Source organism: Nosocomiicoccus sp. HMSC059G07 (assembly GCF_001815515.1).
Taxonomy (GTDB): Bacteria; Bacillota; Bacilli; order Staphylococcales; family Salinicoccaceae; genus Nosocomiicoccus; species Nosocomiicoccus ampullae_A.
On sequence record NZ_KV820845.1, the window covers coordinates 1 to 22,389 of the forward strand.

Genomic DNA, 22,389 nt, shown 5'->3' on the forward strand with positions numbered 1-22,389 from the left:
TTGACATATTGTCATTCAGTTTTCAATGTTCATTGTTTTTGCGTCGCTGTGAAGCGAACACTCCTTAACTATATCAAGTAGTTTTTATCTTGTCAACACTTTTTAAAAATTATTTTTAAAACTTTTTGATTTGATGATATGTTACTTGATTTTTGTCGCCGTTACTGAAGCGACTACTCTATAATAACACCTTGGAAAATATAGTCAAGAGTTTTTATAAGTTTTTTTAAAAATTAATTCGTCTCAAGAAAGACTTTCTCTATAATACAATATAAAATGATTTTTGTATATAATAAGTTTTGAGGTGAAAATATGAGACTTCCAGGTAATAAGATATTACGTATACGTGGATGGGCACTCGCATTAATTTTTATCGGTATGATTATTATGTATGCGGGAATGTTCTTTAGATCGACGCCGTGGTTAATGCTGATCTTTTTAATACTCGGTGTAATACCGATTCTTTTAAGTTTTGTTATTTACTTTTACGTCGGCATGATTAGTGCACGTGCAGTGAGAGTACAATGTCCAAACTGCGGTAAACATACAAAGATTTTAGGCACAGTCGATTATTGTCAACATTGTAAAGAACCACTAACTTTAGATAAAGATTTAGAGGGCGAGGAATTTAACATCGACTACAACGTAAAACACCGCCGCGAAAAACTTAAAGAACAATTAAAAAAAGAAGATTAGAAGTTATAACTTCTAATCTTCTTTTTTGTTACATGTTCGGCATCGACCATATAGTTCTAGTCTATGCCCGTCGACTTCCATACCTGTTAAAAGACTTGCGAGTTCTTCCACTTCTTCAAGTGCTGGATATTGAAAGTCCATAATCTTACCACAGTCTTTACAAATGACGTGATAATGTGGTGAAGTTTTAAAATCAAATCGGCTTGATGCATCACCATATGTTAACTCTGTTACTAAACCGACTTCCTTAAATAGTTTTAAGTTATTGTAAACTGTCGCAACACTCATATTTTTATGGTTATGTGACAATGCTTTAAAAATTTCATCTGCAGTCGGGTGAGTTTCTGTTTCAATTAAATACTCTAGCACTGCTTTACGTTGTGGAGTAATTCTAACTCCTGTCTCTTTTAACTTTTCAATCGACTCATTAAACATTGTATCGCAATCGATAATTGTCATAGGGTTTAACCTACTTTCGTTACATCTATATAATTACAGTTTACAAATAACCCATTCACAATGTCAAATATGTTAGTATCCTTTCTCATAGGAAACGACATTAAATAGTTCTTCATCGTTTAAATAATTCTCTAGGTTATCTAAAAACATATCGAGTGCACGTTCAGTATATCGGTTTGTCCGTGCGCTTCCGTGAGGTGTAATTGTGACGTTATCATATTCATAAATGAACGCATCTTTGTCTAAAGGTTCGTCATTGAATACGTCGAGTATTAAATGTGATATGAGTTTTTTATCTAACACGTGTTTTAATGTCTCGTCTTCGATAAGATCACCGCGCCCAATATTTACGAATACCGCTTCATCGTTCATATGTTTAAAGAAATCTATATCTACAGATCCTCTCGTCTTTTTCGTACTCGGTAAAATGCTGACAACAAAATCCGCTTCACTCAGTCTATTCTTTACATTATCAATGCTTTCAGTTTCGTCGAAATACTCGACATCTCTACCACTCGTATTAAATCCGATTACTTTTACATGGAACGCTTTTAACAGTCGCGCGAGCTCTTTACCAATTTCACCTGTTCCAAGTATAATCGCTGTTTTACCGTAGAGTTCTCCGCCTGTTAATTTATAATCCCACTTTTTGTTCTTTTGATTATCATACGCCTCATATAACTTCTTATAATGGGCTAATAGTAATCCAATCGTATATTCTGCCATCGGTATTTTATGAATACCACTCACATTTGTAATGATTTTATTTTTATATAATGATTCTGGAATATTATCGACACCAGCACTCATGACGTTTATCCATTTAACTGATTGTAAGAGTTCAACCATATCTTCTTTTAAATTCCCGCCGTACGTATTAAAAACGTCAACGTCTTTAAGTAAGTCTTCAGTTAAGTCTTCTTTATTAGAAACGTATTTAAATTCAACGCCTTTTTCTTCTAGTTGTTTTAATTTACTTTCATCTAGTTCTGCATTTGATAAAATTTTTACCATATTATCCCTCTTTTAAGAATTCTAGTAGTTGTTCGACGTGTTTTTTTGGACTCACTTTGTCAAAACGTTTTACGATTTCATTATTTTCATTCACGATAAATGTCGTACGGACAATACCTCGAACCTTTTTACCGAAAACTGTTTTGTCTCCGATAACTCCCGCTGCACTCGCAAGCTCATTATTTTCATCGACCAATAAATCGAAGTTTAAGTCTTTTTTCTCGATAAACTTTTGGTGAGACTCTTTACTATCTCCACTGACACCATATACCGTAACATCTAAGTCGTTAAACGCTTCTATATTATCGCGTAAATCACACGCCTGAGTCGTACATCCAGGTGTATTATCTTTTGGATAAAAGTAAATGACTGTTAACCCTTTTAAATCGTCGTTTGTAATAATATCTCCATTTTGATTTTCTAATTTAAATTGTGGAAACTGTTCCATCTCTATCGCTCCTAAATTCAAGTGTTTCTTTTTCTATACCTTATATATGAAGATTTTAAACGTCTATCTTCTTAATTAAAGAGCGCGTGTAAATATGTTACTATATAAATAATAATCTCATATTAAAGGATGACACATATATGTATAGTCATAAAAATTCAGAACAATTTAGAAATCGTGCAGAAAATATTATATTAGGTGGAGTAAACTCACCATCTAGATCATATAAAGCAGTCGGTGGCGGTGCACCGGTTGTAATGGACCGCGCGGAAGGTGCGTACTTTTATGATATCGATGGTAACAAGTACATCGATTATTTAGCAGCTTACGGACCAATTATTACAGGACACGCACACCCTCATATTCATAAAGCGATCGTCGAACAAAGCCAAAAAGGGATTCTATATGGTACGACGACAAAAGAAGAAGTATTCTTTGCTGAAAAAATTCAAAACGCAATGCCAAACTTAGAACGCATTCGTTTTGTAAACTCAGGAACCGAAGCAGTTATGACAACGATCCGTGTCGCGCGCGCCTATACGAAACGTAACAAAATCGTTAAATTTGAAGGTTGTTATCACGGCCATTCCGATTTAGTATTAGTCGCAGCAGGAAGTGGTCCAGCTCAACTCGGCACACCAGACTCTGCAGGTGTACCGGAAACTGTTGCGAAAGATATGATCACCGTTCCATTTAACGATATTGAAGGTTTAAAACAAGCGTTTGAACGTTTTGGAGATGAAATTGCTGGCGTGTTAGTCGAACCAATCGTCGGTAACTTCGGTATCGTCGAGCCAAAAGATGGATTCTTAGAAGCAGTCAATGAAATTACGCATCAACACGGTGCACTCGTCATCTATGACGAAGTCATTACAGCGTTTAGATTTATGTACGGAGGCGCACAAGATTTACTCGGTGTAAAACCAGATTTAACAGCACTCGGTAAAATTATTGGTGGTGGTACTCCGATCGGTGCATACGGTGGACGTAAAGATATTATGGAATCAGTCGCTCCACTTGGCCCTGCATATCAAGCAGGTACGATGGCGGGTAACCCGTTATCGATGGCTGCCGGAATCGCATGTTTAGAAGTATTAGAACAAGACGGTGTTTATGAAGAATTAGATCGTAAAGGTAAACGATTAGTTGAAGGTATTCAATCATTAATCGAACAATATAATATTAAAGCAGTTGTAAACCGTAAAGTTGGGGCTTTTTCAATTTACTTTACAGATAAAACAGTGACGGATTATATCGGTGCAGAAGATACTGACGGTGAAGCATTTAGCACGTTCTTTAACGGGCTAATTCGCCGTGGTATTAACATCGCACCTTCTAAATATGAAGCTTGGTTTATTACAACTGAACATACGGATCAAGATATCGAAGATACGCTTAACATTATTGAAGCGGTCTTTAAAGAAGACTTTTAGGAGATGGTGCTATGAAGTTTGGCGCCCGAATATTAAAAACGGGAATCGCGGTCGTTTTAACATTACTCGTCGTGCAATTGCTCGGTTTAACACCAGGGTTAATCGCTGGTATCGCTGCAGTGAACGCACTACAACCAAACGTGCACCGCAGCATTTCTCAAACGTGGAACCAGTTTAGAGGAAACATTATCGGTGCGATTTCAGCGATCGTCATGGTTCTTTTATTTGAAAGTAACTTAATCGTCATCGGTTTAACGATTATACTCGTACTTTCTATACTCATATTTTTCAATTTACAAAGTGTGTCGAGTCTTGCTGTCGTTACAGTAATCGCAATTATGGATGAACCACTCGGTGCTGACATGACGACTGGTGATTTTTTACAAACAGCAATTATTCGATTTTCACTCGTAATGATTGGGGTATTATGTGCGTTAGTCATTAACTTATTTATAATCCCACCTAAATATGAAGACCGATTATATAATCACTCTGCCGTCATTAGTAACGACATATTTAAACTCATTCGATTAGAGTTAAACGGTGCGAGTGACGCAATCACTATTCGTAAAGATGTGAAATCACTCGATAAACGCGTCACTAAATTAGAAACATTATACGCCTGGTACGAAGAAGAAAAACCATACCTCAGAAAAACGAAACTCGGTGACTTACGTAGTAAAATATTATTTAGACAAGTCGTTCAGATGACGCGTAACGCGTGGTACGTGTTAGAAAGTTTAAACAAACTTGAAAACGACTATAAATATTTAACTGAAGACTTTATTAACCGAATTCGCTATGAAATGGACCAACTCATCGCGTATCATGAACAAGTTTTACTCAAAATTTCTGAGAAAATTCCACCAGAAACGTCAGAGTATTACCAAGATAATCTATACCATTATGAAAACACGCTAATCGAACACTTTTTAGATGATTATCATAAACTCATTAGTGAAGACGTTCGATTACGATACGAAAACATTTTAAACAGTATTACCGCAATCAATGAGTACCATACGTCTATAGAAAATGCGGACCGTATTACTAATAGCTATTTTAAATATCACGCAAATGACGAAGATTTATCAATTACTGAAGAAACTTTAGATTAAAAAAACGTTCGATGAATTTCATCGAACGTTTTTTACTGCCAGCCGTTATTGTCATCTTGTTTTCCTTTAAAACGACTAACATGTTTATTGCCTTTTACGATGAAGCGGTATAAATAATCGACCGCTTCTTTTTTATTATCGATTCCGATACGTGGTGTCGCAACGATCTCCTTAGGGATTTTACCGTCGTAAATATCGACGTACCCTGTATTTAATATCTTACCGTTATGCGTGTCTCTTTTAACACCAAGTGCCTCAGTTAATTTACCCGGTCCATCTGTAAGATTCACTTCTCGACCGCGCCTTAAAATCATCTCTTCAATACCTTCAGCGGGTTCTATTCCTCGAATTAAAATCCCTTCAGGTAAGTCTTTTGTTGTGACAAAATTCATGCAGTGATGTCCATGCATCGTATAGACGTATATATGACCGTACGGTTCAAACATCGTACTGTTCTTTTTATTTTTTACTCCAGTAAACGTATGTGCTGCACGGTCTTTCGTTCCTAAATACGCCTCGACCTCAGTAATATACCCGCTCGTTGTTACTCCATTTGTATACGTTACAATTTTTTTACCGAGTAACTCTTTTGCTGCTTTTAACGTATCTTCTGATAAAAACTCAAGATCTAAATAGCTCATACTTCAACATCCTGAATGCTATAAAGTCTAAAATACGCACCATTTTTAGCAAGTAACTCTTCATGCGTTCCACTTTCTACAATTTCACCATTTTCGATGACGTAAATCGTGTCAGCATGTGTAATTGTAGAGAGTCGGTGTGCAACGACAATCGTCGTTCTGTCGTGCGCTAATTCTTTTAACGTATCTTGAATAATCGCTTCACTTTCTAAATCTAAAGCACTCGTTGCTTCATCGAGTATAAGAATCGGTGGATTTTTTAAGAAGACTCTAGCAATTGCAATTCTTTGCTTTTGACCACCAGATAACTTCACACCACGCTCACCGACTTCTGTATCGTAACCATTTGGTAAATTCTCAATGAACGCTGAAGCATTCGCGCGCTCTGCTGCACGGTACACTTCTTCGTCAGTCGCATCTGGTTTTGCGAGTAAAATATTGTTTTTAATCGAATCAGAAAAGAGAATATTATCTTGCATGACCATACCGATATTATCTCTTAATGAATGTAACGTAACGTCTCTAATATCGTGTCCGTCAATTAGAACTTGTCCGTCTGAGACTTCATAGAATCTAGGTATAAGTGATACGAGTGAAGATTTACCCCCACCACTCATTCCAACAAACGCGACAGTTTTTCCGACACCAATATTTGCATTAACATCATTTAAAACGAGTGGTGTATCTTCATTATATTTAAATGATACGTCGTTAAATTCGATTTCACCTTTTACATTTTTTAATTCATACGCATTTTCTTTATTGACGATGTCGTATTCTTCATCGATCAACTCGAACACACGGTCCATCGATGCGATACTTTGTGTTAACGTTGTAGATGAAGAAACGAGTCGACGAAGCGGTCCATATAATCGATCTAAATATGCGATAAACGCTGCAAGTACCCCGACCGTTAAGCTTCCTTCTATAACTTGATATGCACCAAAGCCGATAACGAGTAACGGCCCGATATCTGTAATCGAATTGACCGTCATAAAGCTATACGCTGTCCATTTTGCATGCGTTGTCGCTTTATTTAAAAAGTTATCGTTTACTTTATCGAATCGTTGTTGTTCGTAATTCTCAATCGCAAAACTACGGATCACGTTAATACCTGAAATTCTTTCATGTAAAAACCCTTGTAATTCTGCCACTGCTTGTGAACGTTCACGCGTATAATGGCGTAGTCTAGAAAAGAAATACCATACGCCGAAAATATAAAACGGAAATATAATCATCGATACGAGCGTCAGTTGAACGTTCATCGTAAACATAATACCTAACGCGATTAAAATCGTGACTAAGTCTAACCATAAATTCATAAGTCCAGTGACGATAAAGTTTTTCGTTTGTTCTACGTCGTTAATGACGCGTGAAATTACTTCGCCGACTTTATTGTTCGCGTAATATTTCGAACTTAAACGCTGTAAATGCGCATATAAATAATGACGAATGTCATATAAAATCTTGTTACTCGTCCACTGTGCTAAATATTGTCTTAAATACTCAACCGGCGGACGAATTAAGACGAATATGACACCAAACAGCATAAGTACGCGCCACATTTTATCGAGTTTTTCATCATTTGTTAAATTGTCGACGAGAATCACGTCGTCGATTGTGTACGCGATGAGTAACGGAATGAGTAATGGAATACCGAATTTAATAATCCCGATAATAATCGTTAAAATCACGTGCCACGTATACGGTTTAACAAATTTTAAATACCGTTTAACCAAGAAACCCCCCCTACACTAATAAAACCAATCTTACGATTGGTTTAATTCTTGATAACGTTTATACCATATGTGTACAAAATCTTCCGCAAACGGGCCTCTTTTTTCTTCAATCCATTCTTGGAGTGTGTCAACTTGATAATGCAGTATATCATCGATGTCTTTACTATATCTCATCTCTTTTTTATGCTGGATGTATTCATCTTCATCGAGTAAAAAGTATTTCCCATCTGGAAATAATTTAATATCTAAATCGTAGTCGATGTATTTAATTGCTTCACCATCATAAACGTATGGAGAAGCTAAATTGCAATAATAATATACGCCGTCTTCTCTAAACATCGCAATGACGTTAAACCATGCTTCTTTATGAAAATATACTAACGCAGGTTCTCTCGTCACCCATTTTCTATTATCACTTTCAGTGACGAGTGTATGATTATTACCACCGATGATAATACTATCTGTCGCTTTTAAAATTGTCGTTTCTTTCCACACTCTATGAATGTTACCGTCGTGTTTATAACTTTGTATTCTGACGGTTTCACCCGTTTTCGGTATGGTTTCTTTAATCATTCGCCACACCTCTTTTTACTTTGTTAGTATATCACATTCAACATACGAACTTTACTAAATCGTTTCATCGATATATTTATATACTTTTTGCATCGCAACACTCATCGGAAGTTCTCGCACTTCATTTAGTTGTACAAAATGGTCATTTGTAGACGTCGTATGAACGACGTATATATTCATATACCATACTTTGTGAGTAAATATATGCTTTTCTTCTCCTAAAAATTGAGGTTGAGATAATTCAATGTGTAATTTATCCTCTATCGTTTCTACATTCGTGTCGACGTCAAATTTTGGAAATTTGTACATGCCTTGGAGTAAGTCTTTCGTTTCTTTATAGAGATAAATTTCATTCTGATCATTTAGGATAAGATAGACATTAAAATACAACTCTTTTTTAGCTTTAGCTTTCTTCTTAAACGGGTATAGATTAACAGTATTATTTTTAAATGATTCACAGTGTGCTTGAACTGGACACGTAATACATTTTGGTGCGCGTGGTGTACAAACAGTTGCTCCGAGTTCCATCATCGCTTGGTTAAAATCCCCCGCACTTTCTGGCATAAACGTTTCTATATGTGATTTAATTGAGGAAATCGTCTTTTGTTTTGAAATGTCTCTGGAGTCTTCAGTGAGTCTCGTCATGACACGAAGGACATTCCCGTCCACTGCGGCAATTTTATGGTTAAATGCGATCGACTGAACCGCACCGCCGATATACGGTCCGACACCTTTTAATGTGAAGAACGTTTCAGGTTGATTTGGAACTTCGGATTGATAACTTGATTGGACTTCTTTGACCGCTTCATGGAAATTACGAATACGATTATAATAACCTAGCCCTTCCCACTCTTTCAGTAGCGATTCACTATTTTCGTTCGCAATCGAATCAAGTGTTGGGTATTTTTTGATAAACTTATTATAATAAGGGATGACGGTTTTCACTTGAGTTTGTTGGAGCATCACTTCAGATAGCCAGATTTTATATGGATCTGAAGTTTCTCTCCACGGTAATTCACGGCGCACTTCATAATACCAATCTAAAAGTGATTCGTTAAACAATTTATAGTTCAAATTTTTCACCTATTCTAATATATTAAATGAGGTTTTATATATGGATACTGTAACACACGGATTAATGGGTGGTACGCTCGTTGGACTCGCAACAATCGACCCACACGTTGACGCTGTCACTGTTGGGTTCGCTTCAACGATGGTTGCCGCAAGTTTAATCCCGGATATCGATACGGTATTAAAAGCAAAAGATAATGCGACGTACATTAAAAACCACCGCGGGTTAACACATAGTTTACCATTTACGTTTGTCATTTGGCCGCTTCTACTCGCGACTGTATCAAACGTAATATTTGACCTAGATTTTTTCCATATGTATTTATGGTCGTTGCTTGCTGTGTTCTTACATGTGTTTGTTGACATATTTAATATGTACGGTACGCAAGCGTTGCGATTTTTTGATAACCGTTGGATTCAACTCGGTATTATCAACACGATCGATATTCCAATATTAATATTACTTTCACTATATTTAGTTTTATGGGCATTTGGATTTAACCCAGTCATACTATTTTTCATCATTTATAGTCTACTCGCTATTTATTATGTCATGCGTGCAATGTATAAACGCATGCTGATGAAAAAAGTCAGTCGACTGTTACCAAATTCTGAAATTCTAAGACTATTTGTTATGCCGACGATTAAATTTTTCGAGTGGCGTATCGCGCTCGTCACAAAAGACAAGTTTGTCGTCGGTCGAGCGTTTAAAACACAAGTCGTTATATATGATGAGTTCGACAAAGTCGGTCCACTTGAAGAAGAGTTATACGAAATCGTAAAATCAAACAAAGACTTTAATGCGTTTACCTACTTTTCAAGTATTTACCGATATGAAGTCACACAAGTCGATCGGTCACATATCGAAGTAAGGTACATCGATTTAAGATATTTACAAAATGGACACTACCCGTTCGTATGTATTATCATTATAAATCAAGACACAAACGACATTAAATCGAGCTTTACAGGTTGGGTATTTTCTGAAGAAAAACTCCAAAGTAAAGTCACTTAAAAATATTCCCATTGAATATCAATTCAATGGGAATTATTTTTTCATATATATATTTGTCTTTGTGTACACTGCATATAACGCCATATATATTAATGTCATCTCAGATAAAAATAATAGATCTGTCGGAATTCTATTTGTCGACCACGAAACATTTATTGCAGATAATTCAATCCCGTAAATGATGTAGTAAAATGGGTTCAACGTTAATATATTTTGTAAAATCGTCGGTAAATTATCCCCGATGTAAAATACAGGTGTCGTAATTAATAAAATAACGAGTAGTGCTTTATCTGTATGCTTCCACTTTATATGCTGACGAAGTTGAATATAAAATATCGTAAACGGAACGATTAAAATCATACCGAGTATGACGTAATATCCAAGCGAGAATAATTTCAACATAAAATCAGCCGTTCTTAGTGAAAGTATCGCACTATAAAGAATTGTAAACAATATATAAAGCACTGTTTGGAATACAATTGTCGGTAATACTCTTAAATATAACGGAATGTAATTCATCCGTATAATCGAGTCTTTTCTAAATATTTCATAATAGTTCAACATCGCTGAGTTGTATAACCAAACGACTGCTGTTATACCGATTACAAAATAAGTGAGTCGTGTCATTTGGTCCGCTGATAAAAATGTGAGTCCTGCAATTAATATAATCATAAAGAAGATATAAATGAACGTCGGAATTAAGCTCGCTAAGACGTGACGCCCACGGAACGTAAATGTCTTTTTCCATAAATATTGAAATGTATGATTCATAGTTTCACCTATCTACTTAAATAAATCCATTTGTTATTTGGTGCATCATATAATACAAATCCACCATCTGTTCTAAAAATTTTATAATCTTCTGTAATGTTAAACTCACTTTTTATTTTGTCACTTTCTTTTCCACTCGTCATTAAACCAATTGAAGTATCACGGTCTAATAAAAATGTTATATCGACACCTTCAACTTCTGCTTCATATGAATCTAAACGCGATAATCTAAAGTCTGACTCAATATGACTAACGTCTACGTTTAAGTAGTTTGCATAAAAAAGATGATTGTCTAAAAATTGATCATTCATATACTGAAGCATCGTGTCGTAATCAATCGTCTCATACATACTCGACGGGTTAAATAATACGACGTTGTCTATCGGTATTTTTACTGTTTCATTATCTATCGTTGTCGTCACATTCTTTTTATTAGATTCATCGATAGCGATTAAGGCGTATTTAGGTATAGACGTATCATTGACAGTGACGTCATCACTAATTATAAACGCATAACGCAGCCTTTCAACTTGTGTCTCTTCCTCTTCTTCTTCAGCAACTTCTACAAATGGATGCTCTTCTTTTGTGAATTCAAAATCCATAACGACTAAAAAGTATGAGAGTACCATCGTAAAGAAAACGACAAACGCGATAATAAGTCTTTGTATGTTTAACGTATCGATGACCGATTCACCTTTTCGGTTTCGTCGTTTTAAACCGTGCTTAAAGTTCATCGGTTCATACATACGCTCTTTCCAATCTAAATCAAAAAGCGCTTCTTCATCCGTACTACGAATTTGAGAACGTAGTTTCATATAATCGTTATACACTTTACGACCATTTTGAACGGTGCCTTCAAAACGCATTTGGCCATAACTGAGCCATACGAAGTGGTTGGCAAGTTTTTCAATCGGTACGAAATTCGACTCGAGTAAAAACACACCGAGCTCGCGAGATTCTAACGTATTAATGATGAATTTTAATCGTTTAAAACCATCGTCGTTTAAATAACGATAAAAGTTATTATATAACGTAATATCGGCTTTTATCTCTGACGATAGTTCCATCAAAATGACTGCGATATCTTGACGCGATAATTGACTCACTGAGTTTTCCCAGTAGTCAAAAAAGAGTGGATGACGTTTTAACGATTCGAGCGACTCTTTCACTTTTCGCTCTGTCATATACTCTTCTAATATTTCAGCTATAAACGTATGTAGAGGTTTATCGTTTAAAAGATGATCTTCAACGTCTAAACTTAAAAATGAGACGTCGTATTTCACGCGACCTTCTTCAGGTTTTAAATGTCCAGAAAACACATTTTTTAAATACTTTAAAGTTGAATAATCACCGAGTATACCGAGAACTTCTCCTCGGTATAATGTCGTATTAATGTCTCGTAATATGAGATACGTCGGCTTTAAAAAGAAACGCGTATCTTTCGTGCGCTCTTTATGATGGTAGACGATTCCTGTCGCTTTATGAAGAATAATATCTTGCATTACTTTTTATCCAGTTGAAGTAAGCTTACAGGTATTGCTGTTTCTGGTTCGTCTCCACCGATGTAAAAGCCCCACGCAAACACACCTTTTAAATATTCGACTTTAAAGTAGTGATCTTCGTTTGCAATCACTTTATATATTTTCCCTGGTTGAATGAGTGATAAGTCGATCATATAACACTCCGCAATTAGTGCTTGACGCTCTAATACGCGGTATTCATTTTCGACACCCATCATTTCAGCTTTACGCATTTTTTCACGCGTCTCTTGAATGTATCGCTCTAATTCAACTCTCGTCATCGTACTAAAACTCATCTTCAATTCCCTCTAACTTCTCGTTAATTTGATCGTAACTAAACCCACGGCGCATCAGTGACGCTGTTAGTTTTTGTCTTAGTTGAAATCCTTCATATTTACGTTTCAATCTATTATAATATTTTTCAAATTCTTTCTCAAAATAATCAGTGTCGTCAAACTGAATCTCTGACGGAATAAAATCAAAATGTGCGTTCGTATAACCATCACGCATCAGTTTTTGACGTAACTTCATTTCGAAATGATTTGACGAACCTTTATATTTTTTTAACTCTTTTTGAGTGATTCGTTCAATACGTCCTTCGTCGACTTTGTCGTTAAATCGTTCAACTTCTTCGACGATTATATTTTCATCGATGTTTTTTTCTAACAACTTACGTTCAAGGTGTTTTGGTCCTTTATCTGTCGTATTAAAAATCGTATTACTTAAACTCGTCGCATAATGTGCATCGTCAATATATCGTTCTTCTTTTAGACGAATAATCGTTTGATTAATAATATCCACCGCATACTCGTCTTTTAAATAGTCGATCACTTCTTGAGTGGAACGAATTTTATACGATATATATTGAATTGCTTTAATATATGCTCGGTCGAATTCAATTGATGTTTTTATATCGTCTAGCATATCTTTAGAAATTATTCGGCCAGGCAATAGCTCGTATTTTACGAGTGATTCTTCGTGTACTTTTAATTTAGACTGATCGCTAAAGTATACGTCGTAAAAGTTATTTTTTAACTGCACGACTCTTTCTACTTTCATAACGTCCTCCTAAAAAAGTTCTTGTTCAATATATGTTGCGAGCTCTTTTGTATGTGTTAATCGTTCTTTACGTCGTTTTACTCTCACGTCTGCACTATCGACTAAAAATTGTAGCGTGTTTGAGTCGCATTCAATTTTAGGAACAGGTACCGGCTTACCGTTTTCATCGACACCGACAAATGTCATAAAACAAAAGCCTGCGAGTTTCTTTTCATTACTCCCGTGACTTTCACGAGATACTTTTACCATAATTTCCATCGATGAAGTACCTGTATGTGTCACAACACCTTCTAACACGACGATATCACCGAGCTCTATCGGTTTTAAAAAGTCCATCGAGTCAATCGATGCAGTCAACACTTGCGTTCCTGAATGGCGTCTTGCAGTGATTGCTGCGATATCATCAATTTGAGAGAGTAACACGCCACCAAACATCGTATTGTAATTGTTCGTATGTTGCGGGAAAACAATTGCTGATTTTACTGAATATGATTCTGACATTTTCTTAATCATGTTGTCACCTCGATTTGTTTTAAGTAAAAAAAGAGGAGATCATCGTCTCCTCTAAAATTATGTGTTAAATTTTACGGTTTAATGCTTCTTCTCTCGTATCAACAACAAGTGCGTCTTCACTGTTGAACGCTTGTGCTAAGAAATAGAAAACTACACCGCCGAAACCTAATACAGCGACGAGAGTAATCGAAACAGCAATTAAAATACTTAACGTCATTCCAAAAAATCCGAATGAGAACATAGTTTTTACCTCCGAATCATTACTTACCTATACTACTACTATAATACCATACTTTAAATAGTGTGGGATAGACTTTTTAAATACTCCAGTCTCCATCTTTGAAGATTTGAATTTCTTCTCCATCTTTTGTTAAACCGATAATATCTGTGTCACTAGCGCCGATCATAAAGTCAACGTGCGTAATTGAATCGTTAATACCGATTTCGCTTAATTCTTCACGTGATTTTTCTTTTCCGTCTTTCACGTTAAATGCATACGCACTTCCGAGCGCAATATGACATGACGCGTTTTCATCAAATAACGTGTTGTAGAATAACGTATTCGTGTTACTGATTGGAGAATCATACGGTACGAGTGCCACTTCACCTAAGTAACGTGCACCTTCATCTGTTTCTAAAATGTTTTCTAAAATTTCGTAACCAACTTCTGCTTCAAAGTCGACTACTTTTCCGTCTTTAAACGTTAATTTAAAGTTATCGACGATGTTTCCACCGTGCGATAACGGTAACGTATTACTTACATATCCGTTTACGTTATTTCTATCTGGAGCAGTGAATACTTCTTCAGTTGGCATATTTGCCATAAAGCTACGACCTGTCGCGTCAACGCTTGAAGCCCCTGCAAAAAGATATCCTTCCGGTAAACCGATCGTTAAATCTGTACCTTCAGACACAAAACGAATCGATTTTAAGTTCGCATCGTTTAAAATATCAACTTTCTCATGCAATGTTTTATCGTGCGTATCCCATGCTTCTACTGGATTGTCTTGATCAGCACGAACTGTATAAAGAATAAGATCTAATAGCTTTTCAAATGCAACTTCTTCTGTTTCATCTGGATATACAAGTTTTGCCCAGTCGACCGATGGATATCCAGCCACGCACCATGAGTGGAAATCTGATTGTACACGTGCAGAGAAATCTTTTAATGCTTTACCATTTGCGATTTGCATTTCTCTAAGTTTCATCGGGTCGATCCCTTTTAGTAGTTCTGGCGAACTTGAGATAATGCTTAAGAATCCAGCATGCTCGTCGCTATAATGCATACGCTCTTCTACAATCCACGGGTGAACTGTTGCGAGTTCTTCAGCTGAACGATTTTCAGCGTGAAGGCGTGATAACGTATCGTCAGAAAGTTTCGTAACGACTTCAGCTGCTCCGCGTTCGTACGCAACACGCGTCACTTCACGAACGAGTGGTAACGCATCTGTCGTCGCTGAAATAAATAGACGTTTTCCTTCGTTAATATTTACACCTACATCTACGAGTAACTCTGCGTATTTTGTTAACTTGTTGTTTGTCATATGTAGTACCCCTTTACTTTTTAAGTTTACCAATTTCGTCGATGATCATCGTTTGTTCTTTTGGTGAAATTTGTTTTTGATTTTTGATGTAGCGATGGTAATCTCTTAATTCATCAATTTTATCGTCAGGGAATTCTTCGTCACTTAAAATTCCTTTACTGACGACATTCAAAGCTTCTTCGATTTCTTTTAACATTTGTACTTTATCCATTTCGTATAAGGCCTCCCGAATCGTACTATCATAAAGTTAAGTTTACCAAATAATAGCGTTTACTGTCGATTTATATTTTCTTTCGTTTAAATGTTCGCTAAAATGGTTATATCTAAGTATTGAGAGATTTAAAGGAGACGATGGATTATGAAAAACAAACTATTACCTGCCGTTTTATTAGGTGCAGCAGTCGGAGGACTCGTTAGTCTAATAGATAAAAACACACGAGAATCTGTCATTCAAGGTTCTAAAAAAGCAATTGACTATGCAAAACATCCAGACGAATTAAAAAATCAATTTGCGTCAAATTCAAGTGAACCATCAAAATTTGAGCAAATTAAAGAAGAGGTTCTATTCTGGAAAGATACGTTCGAAGAAATTCGCCGTAACAACCCAGAGCTTGAAGAATCACTTAAAAACGCAAAAGCAATTTTCGATAAAAATAAAGATCAAAAGCATCTGCAATAATACAATATAGAGCGTCGAATGGCGCTCTTTTTTATAGGAGGTATGTGTATGAGTAAAGAAACGAACCGTGAACGTAACACCGATTTTTTAAATGAGTTAAAGCACGGTGATGATTACAACAAAGAACATAAAGCTCAAGGCAACAAAGGCGAAACAGCACAGGCTAAAGAAGATGCGTTAACAGAGCAAGAAAAGGCCGAGGCTGAATATAAAGAACAAAAAAAAGAAGACGAAGCTGACGAAAAGAAAAAAGAGAAAAAACTCATGAAAGAGTTAAATGAAAAACAAAAAGAAGATAACAAAAAGCACGAGTATTTCGTCGGGTATCAGACGTTCCAATCAGTCGTTCCTAAACCTGGATCATCTGTATACGTCTCAAAAGTGAATAAACCCGTTCAAGTAAAAGACGACGCTGGATTTTTAGGTAAGTTGTTATTCCAGTTTAGTAAAGACAATACGACAGGTATGGCAGCTCAGCTTGCGTACTATTTATTACTTTCAATCTTCCCTGCGTTAATCTTTTTACTGACTATCATACCGTTATTTAATGTCGATCAGTCTCAATTTACAGATCTGATCAATGAATACGCACCATCAGAGATTTCTGGTATGCTGACAGGTATTTTAGACGACGTGCTATCGAGTAGTTCTGGTGGATTACTGTCTATCGGTTTACTCTTAACGTTATGGTCTGCCTCGAACGGTATGAACCAATTAATGAGTGCATTTAACGTCGCTTATGATGTTGAAGACAATCGTAACGGAATTGTCTCTCGTATTTTATCTGTAGTATTTACACTGATACTTGCTCTCGGTATTGTCGGTACGTTCGTGTTAATGATTCTCGGTAACCAAATCGGTAGTTTCGTTTTTGGTTTTGTTGATGCAGAACAGTTAAAATTTGTATGGAACTTAGTGAGTAATTTACTTCCTGTATTACTCGTTTTCGTTTCATTTTTAATCGTTTATATTTTTGCACCGAATATTAAAGTGAAAATTAAATCTGTATTACCAGGCACGATTACTGCAACAGTTCTTTTCATCGTCGCATCACTCGGATTTAGTTTCTATGTTTCTAACTTTAGTAACTACTCTGCAACATACGGAAGTATCGCAGGGGTCATCATTTTAATTTTATGGCTATATATTACGAGTATCATTTTAATTTTAGGTGCTCAAATTAACGCAATTAAACATAAAGAATACTTAAACGTCAATGAAGACGGGAATAGAGATAAGGTAGAAAAAGCATGAGATTACTCGATACGTTATTAGAAAACAATGAAAAATTTGTTGAAAACAAAGATTATTTAAACTATCAAACATCAAAAACACCAGATAAAAAAGTGCTGATCGTTTCATGTATGGATTCTAGGCTAACGGAACTAACTTATAAAGCACTCGGTCTTAAAAATGGCGATATTAAACAAGTCAAAAACGCTGGCGCTATGATTACACACCCATACGGCAGTACGATGAGAAGTATACTCGTCGCTGTATATATGCTCGGTGTTGAAGAGGTTATCATTATGGGTCATAATGACTGCGGATTTGGTGCGTTAAAGCCTGAACCAATTTTAAAAGAAATGCACGACCGCGGTATAAGTGAAGAAGTCATTAATACTTTAATGCATTCAGGAATTGACGTCGTCGACTGGTTACAAGGCTTTGATAGCGTTGAAGAAAGTGTAGAAGAAAACATCAAAATCGTTAAACAACATCCGTTAATGGATAAAAATGTTCCTGTTCACGGTCTTGTCATGGACCCTGGTACAGGTGCTGTAGAAGTTATTCATAACGATTACTAAAAGAAAAAGACGATCAAACTTAAAGTTTGATCGTCTTTTTGTTACTCTACTTCAGTGAGTAATACTGGGCCATCTTTAGTGACCATAATTGTATGCTCTTTTTGAGCGACATAACTACCGTCTTTTGTTTCAAATGCCCAATCGTCTTTTCCGTCATAAACGAGAGTTGCTTTCGTTGAAATAAACGGTTCAACCGCAAGCACCATACCTTCTTTAAGAATCGTCTTATCCGATGCATCATAATAATTTAAAACGTGCTGTGGTTCATCGTGTAAACTATATCCAACACCGTGCCCTGTTAAGTTTTTAATAACAGTCATATTATGTTTACGTGCTGTATTATGCACGGCACGCCCAATTTGAGATAGCTTCGCTCCTGGTCTTACTTTTTTCATCGCTTCGTCAAATGCCAGTTCAGCAACGTCGATAACTTTTTGCTTTTGTTCATCATCCACTTCTCCAGCGACAAATGATAAACCTGTATCTGCATAAAAACCGTCCTTCATTGCAGAGACGTCAATATTCACGAGATCTCCATCTTTAATGACTCGTTTTCCTGGAATACCATGTGCTACTTCTTCGTTAATACTAATGCACGTATATCCCGGGAAGTCATATTCAGTAATCGGTGCACTTTTTGCACCGTACTTTTCGAGTAAAGCACCTGCATAGTCGTCGACTTCTTTTGTCGTCATCCCTACTTTTGTGTACTCGATTGTCTCTTTTAATACGCGTCCACAAATTTGACCGATTTCTTTTAATCCTTCTAGTTCTTTATCTGTTTCAACTATCACTTTAAACCCTCGCTTTTTTCTATATTTATATAGTATAACAAATCATATTTTATTTTAAAAAGTCGTATATTGTCATGTTCCGATACGATCGTTTTTCTAGGTCCGAAACAGTGACACCGATTAAACGAATCGGTATCGTCGGATCTTTTAACTCGTAATACAAATGATGCGCGACTTCATATATGTCTTCTGTACGAAATATTGGATTACTCGTCCCTGTTTGTTTTGTATGCACTGTAAAATCGTCGTGACGAATTTTTACTGTGACGACGCGTCCACATAGTTTTTTATCTTCAAGTCTTACGGATACTTGTTCTGACAAATCTTTTAAAACACGTACCATTTCTTCATCGTCATTTCTATCGTAACTAAATGTCGTTTCTTTACCTACAGATTTACGTTCACGGTCGTAATCGAGTTGATTCGTTCCAATCCCTCGTGCCTTTTCATATAGACTTCTTCCTCTTTTGCCAAAATGAAAGATTAAAAAATTTTCGTCTTTGTCGTATAAATCTTGCCCGTTAAATATTTTAAGTCGGTGCATCTTTTCTTTCGTTACTTTACCGACTCCTGGGAAATCACCGATATCCAGGTGCATTAAAATTTCGTCGACGTTGTCGTAATCGATTACCGTTGTACCGCTTGGTTTATTCATACCTGAAGCGAGTTTTGCGAGGTATTTATTGTATGAAATCCCACTACTAGACGTGAGTCCCGTTTTCTCAAAAATATCGTGTTGAATTTGTAACGCAATTGATTTCGCAGGTCTAGTTTTACTCACTAAATGCGTAATATCGAGGTATGCTTCGTCTAAACTTAATGGCTCAACGATCTCTGTGTACGATAAAAAGATATCCATAATTTGACTCGACACTTCACGATATCTGTTAAATCGCGCACGTAAAAAGATTCCGTCCGGGCATAACTGATGCGCACGACTCATTGCCATTGCACTATGCACACCGTATTTACGCGCTTCGTAACTCGCGGTCGAAACGACGCCACGGCTAAAAGACCGCCCACCAACGATGACCGGTTTCCCTCTTAATTTAGGATTATCGTTTTGTTCAACTTGTGCATAAAAAGCGTCCATATCTATATGAATAATCCGTCGCTCCATTATCCTCACCAACAATAGTATACCAAAAATCGAACATTTGTTCTAAATTTAAATCTAAACGTTTATCGTTATAATATGATTAGGAGGAATCATTATGATTATTATCGGCGGCGGTATTATGGGCTTGTCAATCGCCTACCACTTACAACAACATACAGATACAATTGTGTACGACCGACAAGATGAAGGACAAGCGACTAAAGCTTCAGCTGGTATCATCTGTCCATGGGTCAGTCAAAGACGCAACAAGTTATGGCTCGATATGGTCACTAAAAGTGCGAAGTATTATCCAAAGTTTATTGAAACACTCGCTAAAACTTCACCAATTAATCCATCATTTGAACGTAACGGTGCGTACATCTTATTCGACGACGAAAAGAAATATAGTAAAGCGCTGAAACGTATTCAAAAAAATAATGACGTATACGAAGAAATGATTTCTGTGTCAGAAGATGCGCCTGTAGAATATTTAAACAACAAGTACTATAACATATTCGTTGAAGGTGCGATGCAAGTAAAAGGCGATGCACTTTTAAACGCATTAAAAGATGCGTATTTAAAATCCGGTGGCACGATTAAAAATGAATCATACATTCCAAACGATGATGATTTTAAAATTTACGCAACCGGTGCATACGGCGCTGAACAACCTTTTGAACCAAAAGTCAGCCACCAAAAAGCTGAGATTTTACACGTGAAAACTTCTGGTCACTTTGAACATCTACCGGTCGTCATGCATAGAAGTCACTACATCGTTAACTTAAGTAAAAACCACTTTGCTATCGGTACGACACATATTGATACGGAAAGCTTTGACGTCACTCCGACAAAAGAAAATGAGGAGTATTTATTGAACGTATTTCAGGAGTTTTATCCTAATATAGAAATTGTGGAACAGTTTATGAAAGTTGGTCTCCGTCCATATACGAGAGACTTCCTACCGTTCATTGGATTTGTCGATGAAAGAACATTCGTCGCGAATGGTCTCGGATCAAGCGGATTAACAGCTGCTCCATTTTTAGGAAAAGTAATTGCTGACACTATTATTTTTAACGATGCTGAACTCGATATTAATAAGTATAGTTATTTATAAATAAAAAATGAGCTGATACTTTATCAGCTCATAAAAAATTGAGTCGTCACATATGCTGCGTAAACAACAGCTACGACGTTTAATAATAAGGCAATAATCGCCCATTTATCTTTTCTTTCTTTGACGCTTGTCGCACTAAACAGTACGCCGAGCACTGAAAATAAAATCGTCAGTGTCCATCCGAAATCATTTTCCATAAAAATCGGTAAAAAGACACCAACTAACGGGATTATAAAACTTAACACTAATAAAGACATGATGTCACCCCATATTATAAAGGTACTTTTTAAAGCTTACAGGTTCACGTTTATATAATTTAAACATGAAATACATTAAAAATAATACACTTTCTTCAACGCGTAGTGTGTGATCGTTTACGACGATTTCATCTTCAGTAATACGACCAATCGTCACACCTTCTTTTACCATCTCTAGCGTATTCGCCACGCGTTCTGTAAATGAATAGTTCGAATCGTCAATCACCCCATCGACTCGAAAATTCATTATATTATGTATTTTTCTTTCTTTAAATTTAAACTTCTCATCATCCGTAAATAATTCATAACGAGCGACGTTCATATCTTTAAAGCGGCGCTGACGTAATCCTAAAAAGTAACTTTCACCGTCTCTATAACGAAACAAAAAGCTATGTTCCTTATCGAACTTTTCACGCGGGTTCAAGATGATTTCACCAATCTTCTGACTCGCTTCGTTCGTAATATAGACATGACTTTCACGGTGTCGTCTCTCCACTTCAAAGTAATAATGCTTCATGAACGTCCCTCCTCAATTTATTTCAATTCGGTTATATTAATGAGTTCTTAAATATTTTGCAGCGATTTCTAACATATCAACATTTAAGTGATACATCTCACCAATTAGGTTAAACACCGCATCTTCAGACAGTACACCTTGGTTAATATCATCGTATTCGTCAGTCGTATTCGACACCTCGAGGTCATTTAAATATTCCTGGCTACCATAATAATTTTTCAGTGCATTATATTCATCTAAGTTCTCTTCGAACTTTTGAAGGAGATTTTGCATTTCATCCTTAAGATCTGCACTACGGTTTAAAATCTCTTCATAACGAATAACATCTTTTTTCATGCCAACACACCCTATACAATAGAATTAATTTAATTATACCACTAAGAGTCGGTGAATTGTTCTATGATTTTTGGTTGAGTTTAGGTTTTGGTTCGTTTAATTTTACAAGATGAAAAACCGATCCGCTGTTTAACAGTTTTTCATCTTAAAAATTAGTGGCAGCAGGACCGA

General features: G+C 36.2%; 28 protein-coding genes. 8 read left to right on the top strand and 20 right to left on the bottom strand.

Annotated elements, in window-relative coordinates:
• Positions 1-312 precede the first annotated feature (312 nt).
• Positions 313-696, top strand: coding sequence for a DUF2614 family zinc ribbon-containing protein (locus tag HMPREF3029_RS05820; protein ID WP_070623528.1), 384 nt, complete (start codon positions 313-315; stop codon positions 694-696).
• A gap of 12 nt (positions 697-708) precedes the next feature.
• Here the strand turns inward: HMPREF3029_RS05820 and perR are convergent, their stop codons facing one another.
• The 3 genes from perR to bcp form a co-directional block, all read right to left on the bottom strand.
• Positions 709-1,155 (bottom strand): peroxide-responsive transcriptional repressor PerR, encoded by a 447-nt coding sequence (perR, locus tag HMPREF3029_RS05825; protein WP_040928235.1) that lies wholly within the window; start codon positions 1,153-1,155, stop codon positions 709-711.
• Between the two features lie 72 nt (positions 1,156-1,227).
• Positions 1,228-2,169: an NAD(P)-dependent oxidoreductase gene (locus HMPREF3029_RS05830; protein WP_070710156.1), complete on the bottom strand. Its 942-nt coding sequence runs from the start codon at positions 2,167-2,169 to the stop codon at positions 1,228-1,230.
• 1 nt (position 2,170) lies between these two features.
• Positions 2,171-2,617, bottom strand: coding sequence for a thioredoxin-dependent thiol peroxidase (gene bcp, locus HMPREF3029_RS05835; protein ID WP_068128687.1), 447 nt, complete (start codon positions 2,615-2,617; stop codon positions 2,171-2,173).
• Positions 2,618-2,757: 140 nt separating this feature from the next.
• On the opposite strand from bcp, the gene HMPREF3029_RS05840 reads away from it, so the two are divergent.
• Both HMPREF3029_RS05840 and HMPREF3029_RS05845 read left to right on the top strand, forming a co-directional pair.
• Positions 2,758-4,050, top strand: a complete 1,293-nt coding sequence (locus HMPREF3029_RS05840; RefSeq protein WP_070710157.1) for a glutamate-1-semialdehyde 2,1-aminomutase — start codon at positions 2,758-2,760, stop codon at positions 4,048-4,050.
• A gap of 11 nt (positions 4,051-4,061) precedes the next feature.
• Entirely contained in the window at positions 4,062-5,168 is a 1,107-nt protein-coding gene (locus tag HMPREF3029_RS05845) for an FUSC family protein (protein WP_070710158.1), read from the top strand.
• Between the two features lie 32 nt (positions 5,169-5,200).
• Here HMPREF3029_RS05845 and HMPREF3029_RS05850 read toward each other — a convergent pair whose 3' ends face one another.
• The 4 genes from HMPREF3029_RS05850 to mutY are packed head-to-tail and all read right to left on the bottom strand — an operon-like array spanning position 5,201 to position 9,195.
• The gene (locus tag HMPREF3029_RS05850; protein ID WP_070456316.1) at positions 5,201-5,809 is read right to left on the bottom strand and encodes a DNA-3-methyladenine glycosylase; all 609 of its coding nucleotides are present in this window, start codon (positions 5,807-5,809) and stop codon (positions 5,201-5,203) included.
• Positions 5,806-7,548, bottom strand: a complete 1,743-nt coding sequence (locus tag HMPREF3029_RS05855) for an ABC transporter ATP-binding protein (RefSeq protein ID WP_070623544.1) — start codon at positions 7,546-7,548, stop codon at positions 5,806-5,808. The genes HMPREF3029_RS05850 and HMPREF3029_RS05855 overlap by 4 nt, the downstream gene beginning before the upstream one ends.
• A gap of 30 nt (positions 7,549-7,578) precedes the next feature.
• Positions 7,579-8,121 carry a nucleoside tri-diphosphate phosphatase gene (locus HMPREF3029_RS05860; protein ID WP_040928242.1) on the bottom strand — a complete coding sequence of 181 codons (543 nt, stop codon included), beginning with the start codon at positions 8,119-8,121 and terminating at the stop codon, positions 7,579-7,581.
• A 54-nt stretch (positions 8,122-8,175) separates the two neighbouring features.
• Positions 8,176-9,195 carry an A/G-specific adenine glycosylase gene (mutY, locus tag HMPREF3029_RS05865; RefSeq protein ID WP_070710159.1) on the bottom strand — a complete coding sequence of 340 codons (1,020 nt, stop codon included), beginning with the start codon at positions 9,193-9,195 and terminating at the stop codon, positions 8,176-8,178.
• Positions 9,196-9,235: 40 nt separating this feature from the next.
• Here mutY and HMPREF3029_RS05870 point away from each other — a divergent pair, with 40 nt between their 5' ends.
• Positions 9,236-10,207 carry a metal-dependent hydrolase gene (locus HMPREF3029_RS05870; RefSeq protein WP_070710160.1) on the top strand — a complete coding sequence of 324 codons (972 nt, stop codon included), beginning with the start codon at positions 9,236-9,238 and terminating at the stop codon, positions 10,205-10,207.
• 33 nt (positions 10,208-10,240) lie between these two features.
• On the opposite strand, the gene HMPREF3029_RS05875 is transcribed toward HMPREF3029_RS05870, so the two are convergent.
• The 8 genes from HMPREF3029_RS05875 to HMPREF3029_RS05905 form a co-directional block, all read right to left on the bottom strand.
• Positions 10,241-10,978, bottom strand: a complete 738-nt coding sequence (locus HMPREF3029_RS05875; protein ID WP_070623550.1) for a hypothetical protein — start codon at positions 10,976-10,978, stop codon at positions 10,241-10,243.
• Positions 10,979-10,986: 8 nt separating this feature from the next.
• Entirely contained in the window at positions 10,987-12,480 is a 1,494-nt protein-coding gene (locus HMPREF3029_RS05880; RefSeq protein WP_070623553.1) for a P-loop NTPase family protein, read from the bottom strand.
• Positions 12,480-12,794, bottom strand: a complete 315-nt coding sequence (locus HMPREF3029_RS05885; RefSeq protein WP_068128706.1) for a YfhH family protein — start codon at positions 12,792-12,794, stop codon at positions 12,480-12,482. Before HMPREF3029_RS05885 ends, HMPREF3029_RS05880 begins: the two co-directional genes overlap by 1 nt.
• On the bottom strand, positions 12,784-13,557 hold the full coding sequence (locus tag HMPREF3029_RS05890; RefSeq protein WP_070710161.1) for a regulatory protein RecX: 774 nt from the start codon (positions 13,555-13,557) through the stop codon (positions 12,784-12,786). The genes HMPREF3029_RS05885 and HMPREF3029_RS05890 overlap by 11 nt, the downstream gene beginning before the upstream one ends.
• A 9-nt stretch (positions 13,558-13,566) precedes the next feature.
• A complete protein-coding gene (locus tag HMPREF3029_RS05895) occupies positions 13,567-14,070 on the bottom strand; it encodes an acyl-CoA thioesterase (RefSeq protein ID WP_068128709.1) in 504 nt (167 codons plus the stop codon).
• A 64-nt stretch (positions 14,071-14,134) separates the two neighbouring features.
• Complete coding sequence (locus tag HMPREF3029_RS09440) at positions 14,135-14,311, bottom strand: hypothetical protein (RefSeq protein WP_168162127.1); 177 nt, start codon at positions 14,309-14,311, stop codon at positions 14,135-14,137.
• A gap of 76 nt (positions 14,312-14,387) precedes the next feature.
• Positions 14,388-15,614, bottom strand: a complete 1,227-nt coding sequence (locus HMPREF3029_RS05900) for an aminopeptidase (protein ID WP_070623556.1) — start codon at positions 15,612-15,614, stop codon at positions 14,388-14,390.
• Between the two features lie 13 nt (positions 15,615-15,627).
• Positions 15,628-15,825 carry a DUF1128 family protein gene (locus tag HMPREF3029_RS05905; protein ID WP_040928250.1) on the bottom strand — a complete coding sequence of 66 codons (198 nt, stop codon included), beginning with the start codon at positions 15,823-15,825 and terminating at the stop codon, positions 15,628-15,630.
• Positions 15,826-15,972: 147 nt separating this feature from the next.
• Between HMPREF3029_RS05905 and HMPREF3029_RS05910 the strand changes: the two genes are divergently transcribed.
• Genes HMPREF3029_RS05910 through HMPREF3029_RS05920 form a run of 3 tightly spaced genes read left to right on the top strand, consistent with a single transcriptional unit; the run spans position 15,973 to position 18,101 of the window.
• On the top strand, positions 15,973-16,293 hold the full coding sequence (locus HMPREF3029_RS05910) for a hypothetical protein (protein ID WP_068128714.1): 321 nt from the start codon (positions 15,973-15,975) through the stop codon (positions 16,291-16,293).
• A gap of 48 nt (positions 16,294-16,341) precedes the next feature.
• On the top strand, positions 16,342-17,547 hold the full coding sequence (locus HMPREF3029_RS05915; RefSeq protein WP_246828777.1) for a YihY/virulence factor BrkB family protein: 1,206 nt from the start codon (positions 16,342-16,344) through the stop codon (positions 17,545-17,547).
• Positions 17,544-18,101 carry a beta-class carbonic anhydrase gene (locus HMPREF3029_RS05920; RefSeq protein WP_070456303.1) on the top strand — a complete coding sequence of 186 codons (558 nt, stop codon included), beginning with the start codon at positions 17,544-17,546 and terminating at the stop codon, positions 18,099-18,101. Before HMPREF3029_RS05915 ends, HMPREF3029_RS05920 begins: the two co-directional genes overlap by 4 nt.
• A gap of 41 nt (positions 18,102-18,142) precedes the next feature.
• On the opposite strand, the gene map is transcribed toward HMPREF3029_RS05920, so the two are convergent.
• Together map and dinB are read right to left on the bottom strand one after the other, a co-directional pair.
• Positions 18,143-18,895, bottom strand: a complete 753-nt coding sequence (gene map / locus HMPREF3029_RS05925; protein ID WP_068128719.1) for a type I methionyl aminopeptidase — start codon at positions 18,893-18,895, stop codon at positions 18,143-18,145.
• 49 nt (positions 18,896-18,944) lie between these two features.
• Entirely contained in the window at positions 18,945-20,018 is a 1,074-nt protein-coding gene (dinB, locus tag HMPREF3029_RS05930) for a DNA polymerase IV (protein WP_068128782.1), read from the bottom strand.
• A 91-nt stretch (positions 20,019-20,109) separates the two neighbouring features.
• On the opposite strand from dinB, the gene HMPREF3029_RS05935 reads away from it, so the two are divergent.
• On the top strand, positions 20,110-21,108 hold the full coding sequence (locus HMPREF3029_RS05935) for an NAD(P)/FAD-dependent oxidoreductase (RefSeq protein WP_070623562.1): 999 nt from the start codon (positions 20,110-20,112) through the stop codon (positions 21,106-21,108).
• A 23-nt stretch (positions 21,109-21,131) separates the two neighbouring features.
• Here the strand turns inward: HMPREF3029_RS05935 and HMPREF3029_RS05940 are convergent, their stop codons facing one another.
• From HMPREF3029_RS05940 to HMPREF3029_RS05950, 3 genes are read right to left on the bottom strand one after another with little or no spacing between them, the layout of a single operon-like run.
• Positions 21,132-21,365, bottom strand: a complete 234-nt coding sequence (locus HMPREF3029_RS05940) for a hypothetical protein (protein ID WP_068128722.1) — start codon at positions 21,363-21,365, stop codon at positions 21,132-21,134.
• A gap of 4 nt (positions 21,366-21,369) precedes the next feature.
• A complete protein-coding gene (locus tag HMPREF3029_RS05945; RefSeq protein ID WP_068128724.1) occupies positions 21,370-21,882 on the bottom strand; it encodes a hypothetical protein in 513 nt (170 codons plus the stop codon).
• 36 nt (positions 21,883-21,918) lie between these two features.
• Positions 21,919-22,218 (bottom strand): DUF4298 domain-containing protein, encoded by a 300-nt coding sequence (locus tag HMPREF3029_RS05950; protein ID WP_070623565.1) that lies wholly within the window; start codon positions 22,216-22,218, stop codon positions 21,919-21,921.
• Between the last annotated feature and the right edge of the window lie 171 nt (positions 22,219-22,389).

Bases quoted from the DNA above. Each gene is read 5' to 3' on its own strand.
- HMPREF3029_RS09440 (WP_168162127.1), bottom strand. From the start codon at position 14,311: ATGTTCTCATTCGGATTTTTTGGAATGACGTTAAGTATTTTAATTGCT.
- HMPREF3029_RS05885 (WP_068128706.1), bottom strand. From the start codon at position 12,794: ATGAGTTTTAGTACGATGACGAGAGTTGAATTAGAGCGATACATTCAA.
- HMPREF3029_RS05895 (WP_068128709.1), bottom strand. From the start codon at position 14,070: ATGATTAAGAAAATGTCAGAATCATATTCAGTAAAATCAGCAATTGTT.
- HMPREF3029_RS05900 (WP_070623556.1), bottom strand. From the start codon at position 15,614: ATGACAAACAACAAGTTAACAAAATACGCAGAGTTACTCGTAGATGTA.
- HMPREF3029_RS05870 (WP_070710160.1), top strand. From the start codon at position 9,236: ATGGATACTGTAACACACGGATTAATGGGTGGTACGCTCGTTGGACTC.
- HMPREF3029_RS05945 (WP_068128724.1), bottom strand. From the start codon at position 21,882: ATGAAGCATTATTACTTTGAAGTGGAGAGACGACACCGTGAAAGTCAT.
- HMPREF3029_RS05860 (WP_040928242.1), bottom strand. From the start codon at position 8,121: ATGATTAAAGAAACCATACCGAAAACGGGTGAAACCGTCAGAATACAA.
- bcp (WP_068128687.1), bottom strand. From the start codon at position 2,617: ATGGAACAGTTTCCACAATTTAAATTAGAAAATCAAAATGGAGATATT.
- HMPREF3029_RS05915 (WP_246828777.1), top strand. From the start codon at position 16,342: ATGAGTAAAGAAACGAACCGTGAACGTAACACCGATTTTTTAAATGAG.
- HMPREF3029_RS05845 (WP_070710158.1), top strand. From the start codon at position 4,062: ATGAAGTTTGGCGCCCGAATATTAAAAACGGGAATCGCGGTCGTTTTA.
- HMPREF3029_RS05920 (WP_070456303.1), top strand. From the start codon at position 17,544: ATGAGATTACTCGATACGTTATTAGAAAACAATGAAAAATTTGTTGAA.
- perR (WP_040928235.1), bottom strand. From the start codon at position 1,155: ATGACAATTATCGATTGCGATACAATGTTTAATGAGTCGATTGAAAAG.
- HMPREF3029_RS05935 (WP_070623562.1), top strand. From the start codon at position 20,110: ATGATTATTATCGGCGGCGGTATTATGGGCTTGTCAATCGCCTACCAC.
- HMPREF3029_RS05880 (WP_070623553.1), bottom strand. From the start codon at position 12,480: ATGCAAGATATTATTCTTCATAAAGCGACAGGAATCGTCTACCATCAT.
- HMPREF3029_RS05905 (WP_040928250.1), bottom strand. From the start codon at position 15,825: ATGGATAAAGTACAAATGTTAAAAGAAATCGAAGAAGCTTTGAATGTC.
- HMPREF3029_RS05840 (WP_070710157.1), top strand. From the start codon at position 2,758: ATGTATAGTCATAAAAATTCAGAACAATTTAGAAATCGTGCAGAAAAT.
- HMPREF3029_RS05830 (WP_070710156.1), bottom strand. From the start codon at position 2,169: ATGGTAAAAATTTTATCAAATGCAGAACTAGATGAAAGTAAATTAAAA.
- HMPREF3029_RS05875 (WP_070623550.1), bottom strand. From the start codon at position 10,978: ATGAATCATACATTTCAATATTTATGGAAAAAGACATTTACGTTCCGT.
- HMPREF3029_RS05910 (WP_068128714.1), top strand. From the start codon at position 15,973: ATGAAAAACAAACTATTACCTGCCGTTTTATTAGGTGCAGCAGTCGGA.
- HMPREF3029_RS05890 (WP_070710161.1), bottom strand. From the start codon at position 13,557: ATGAAAGTAGAAAGAGTCGTGCAGTTAAAAAATAACTTTTACGACGTA.
- HMPREF3029_RS05850 (WP_070456316.1), bottom strand. From the start codon at position 5,809: ATGAGCTATTTAGATCTTGAGTTTTTATCAGAAGATACGTTAAAAGCA.
- HMPREF3029_RS05940 (WP_068128722.1), bottom strand. From the start codon at position 21,365: ATGTCTTTATTAGTGTTAAGTTTTATAATCCCGTTAGTTGGTGTCTTT.
- HMPREF3029_RS05950 (WP_070623565.1), bottom strand. From the start codon at position 22,218: ATGAAAAAAGATGTTATTCGTTATGAAGAGATTTTAAACCGTAGTGCA.
- HMPREF3029_RS05820 (WP_070623528.1), top strand. From the start codon at position 313: ATGAGACTTCCAGGTAATAAGATATTACGTATACGTGGATGGGCACTC.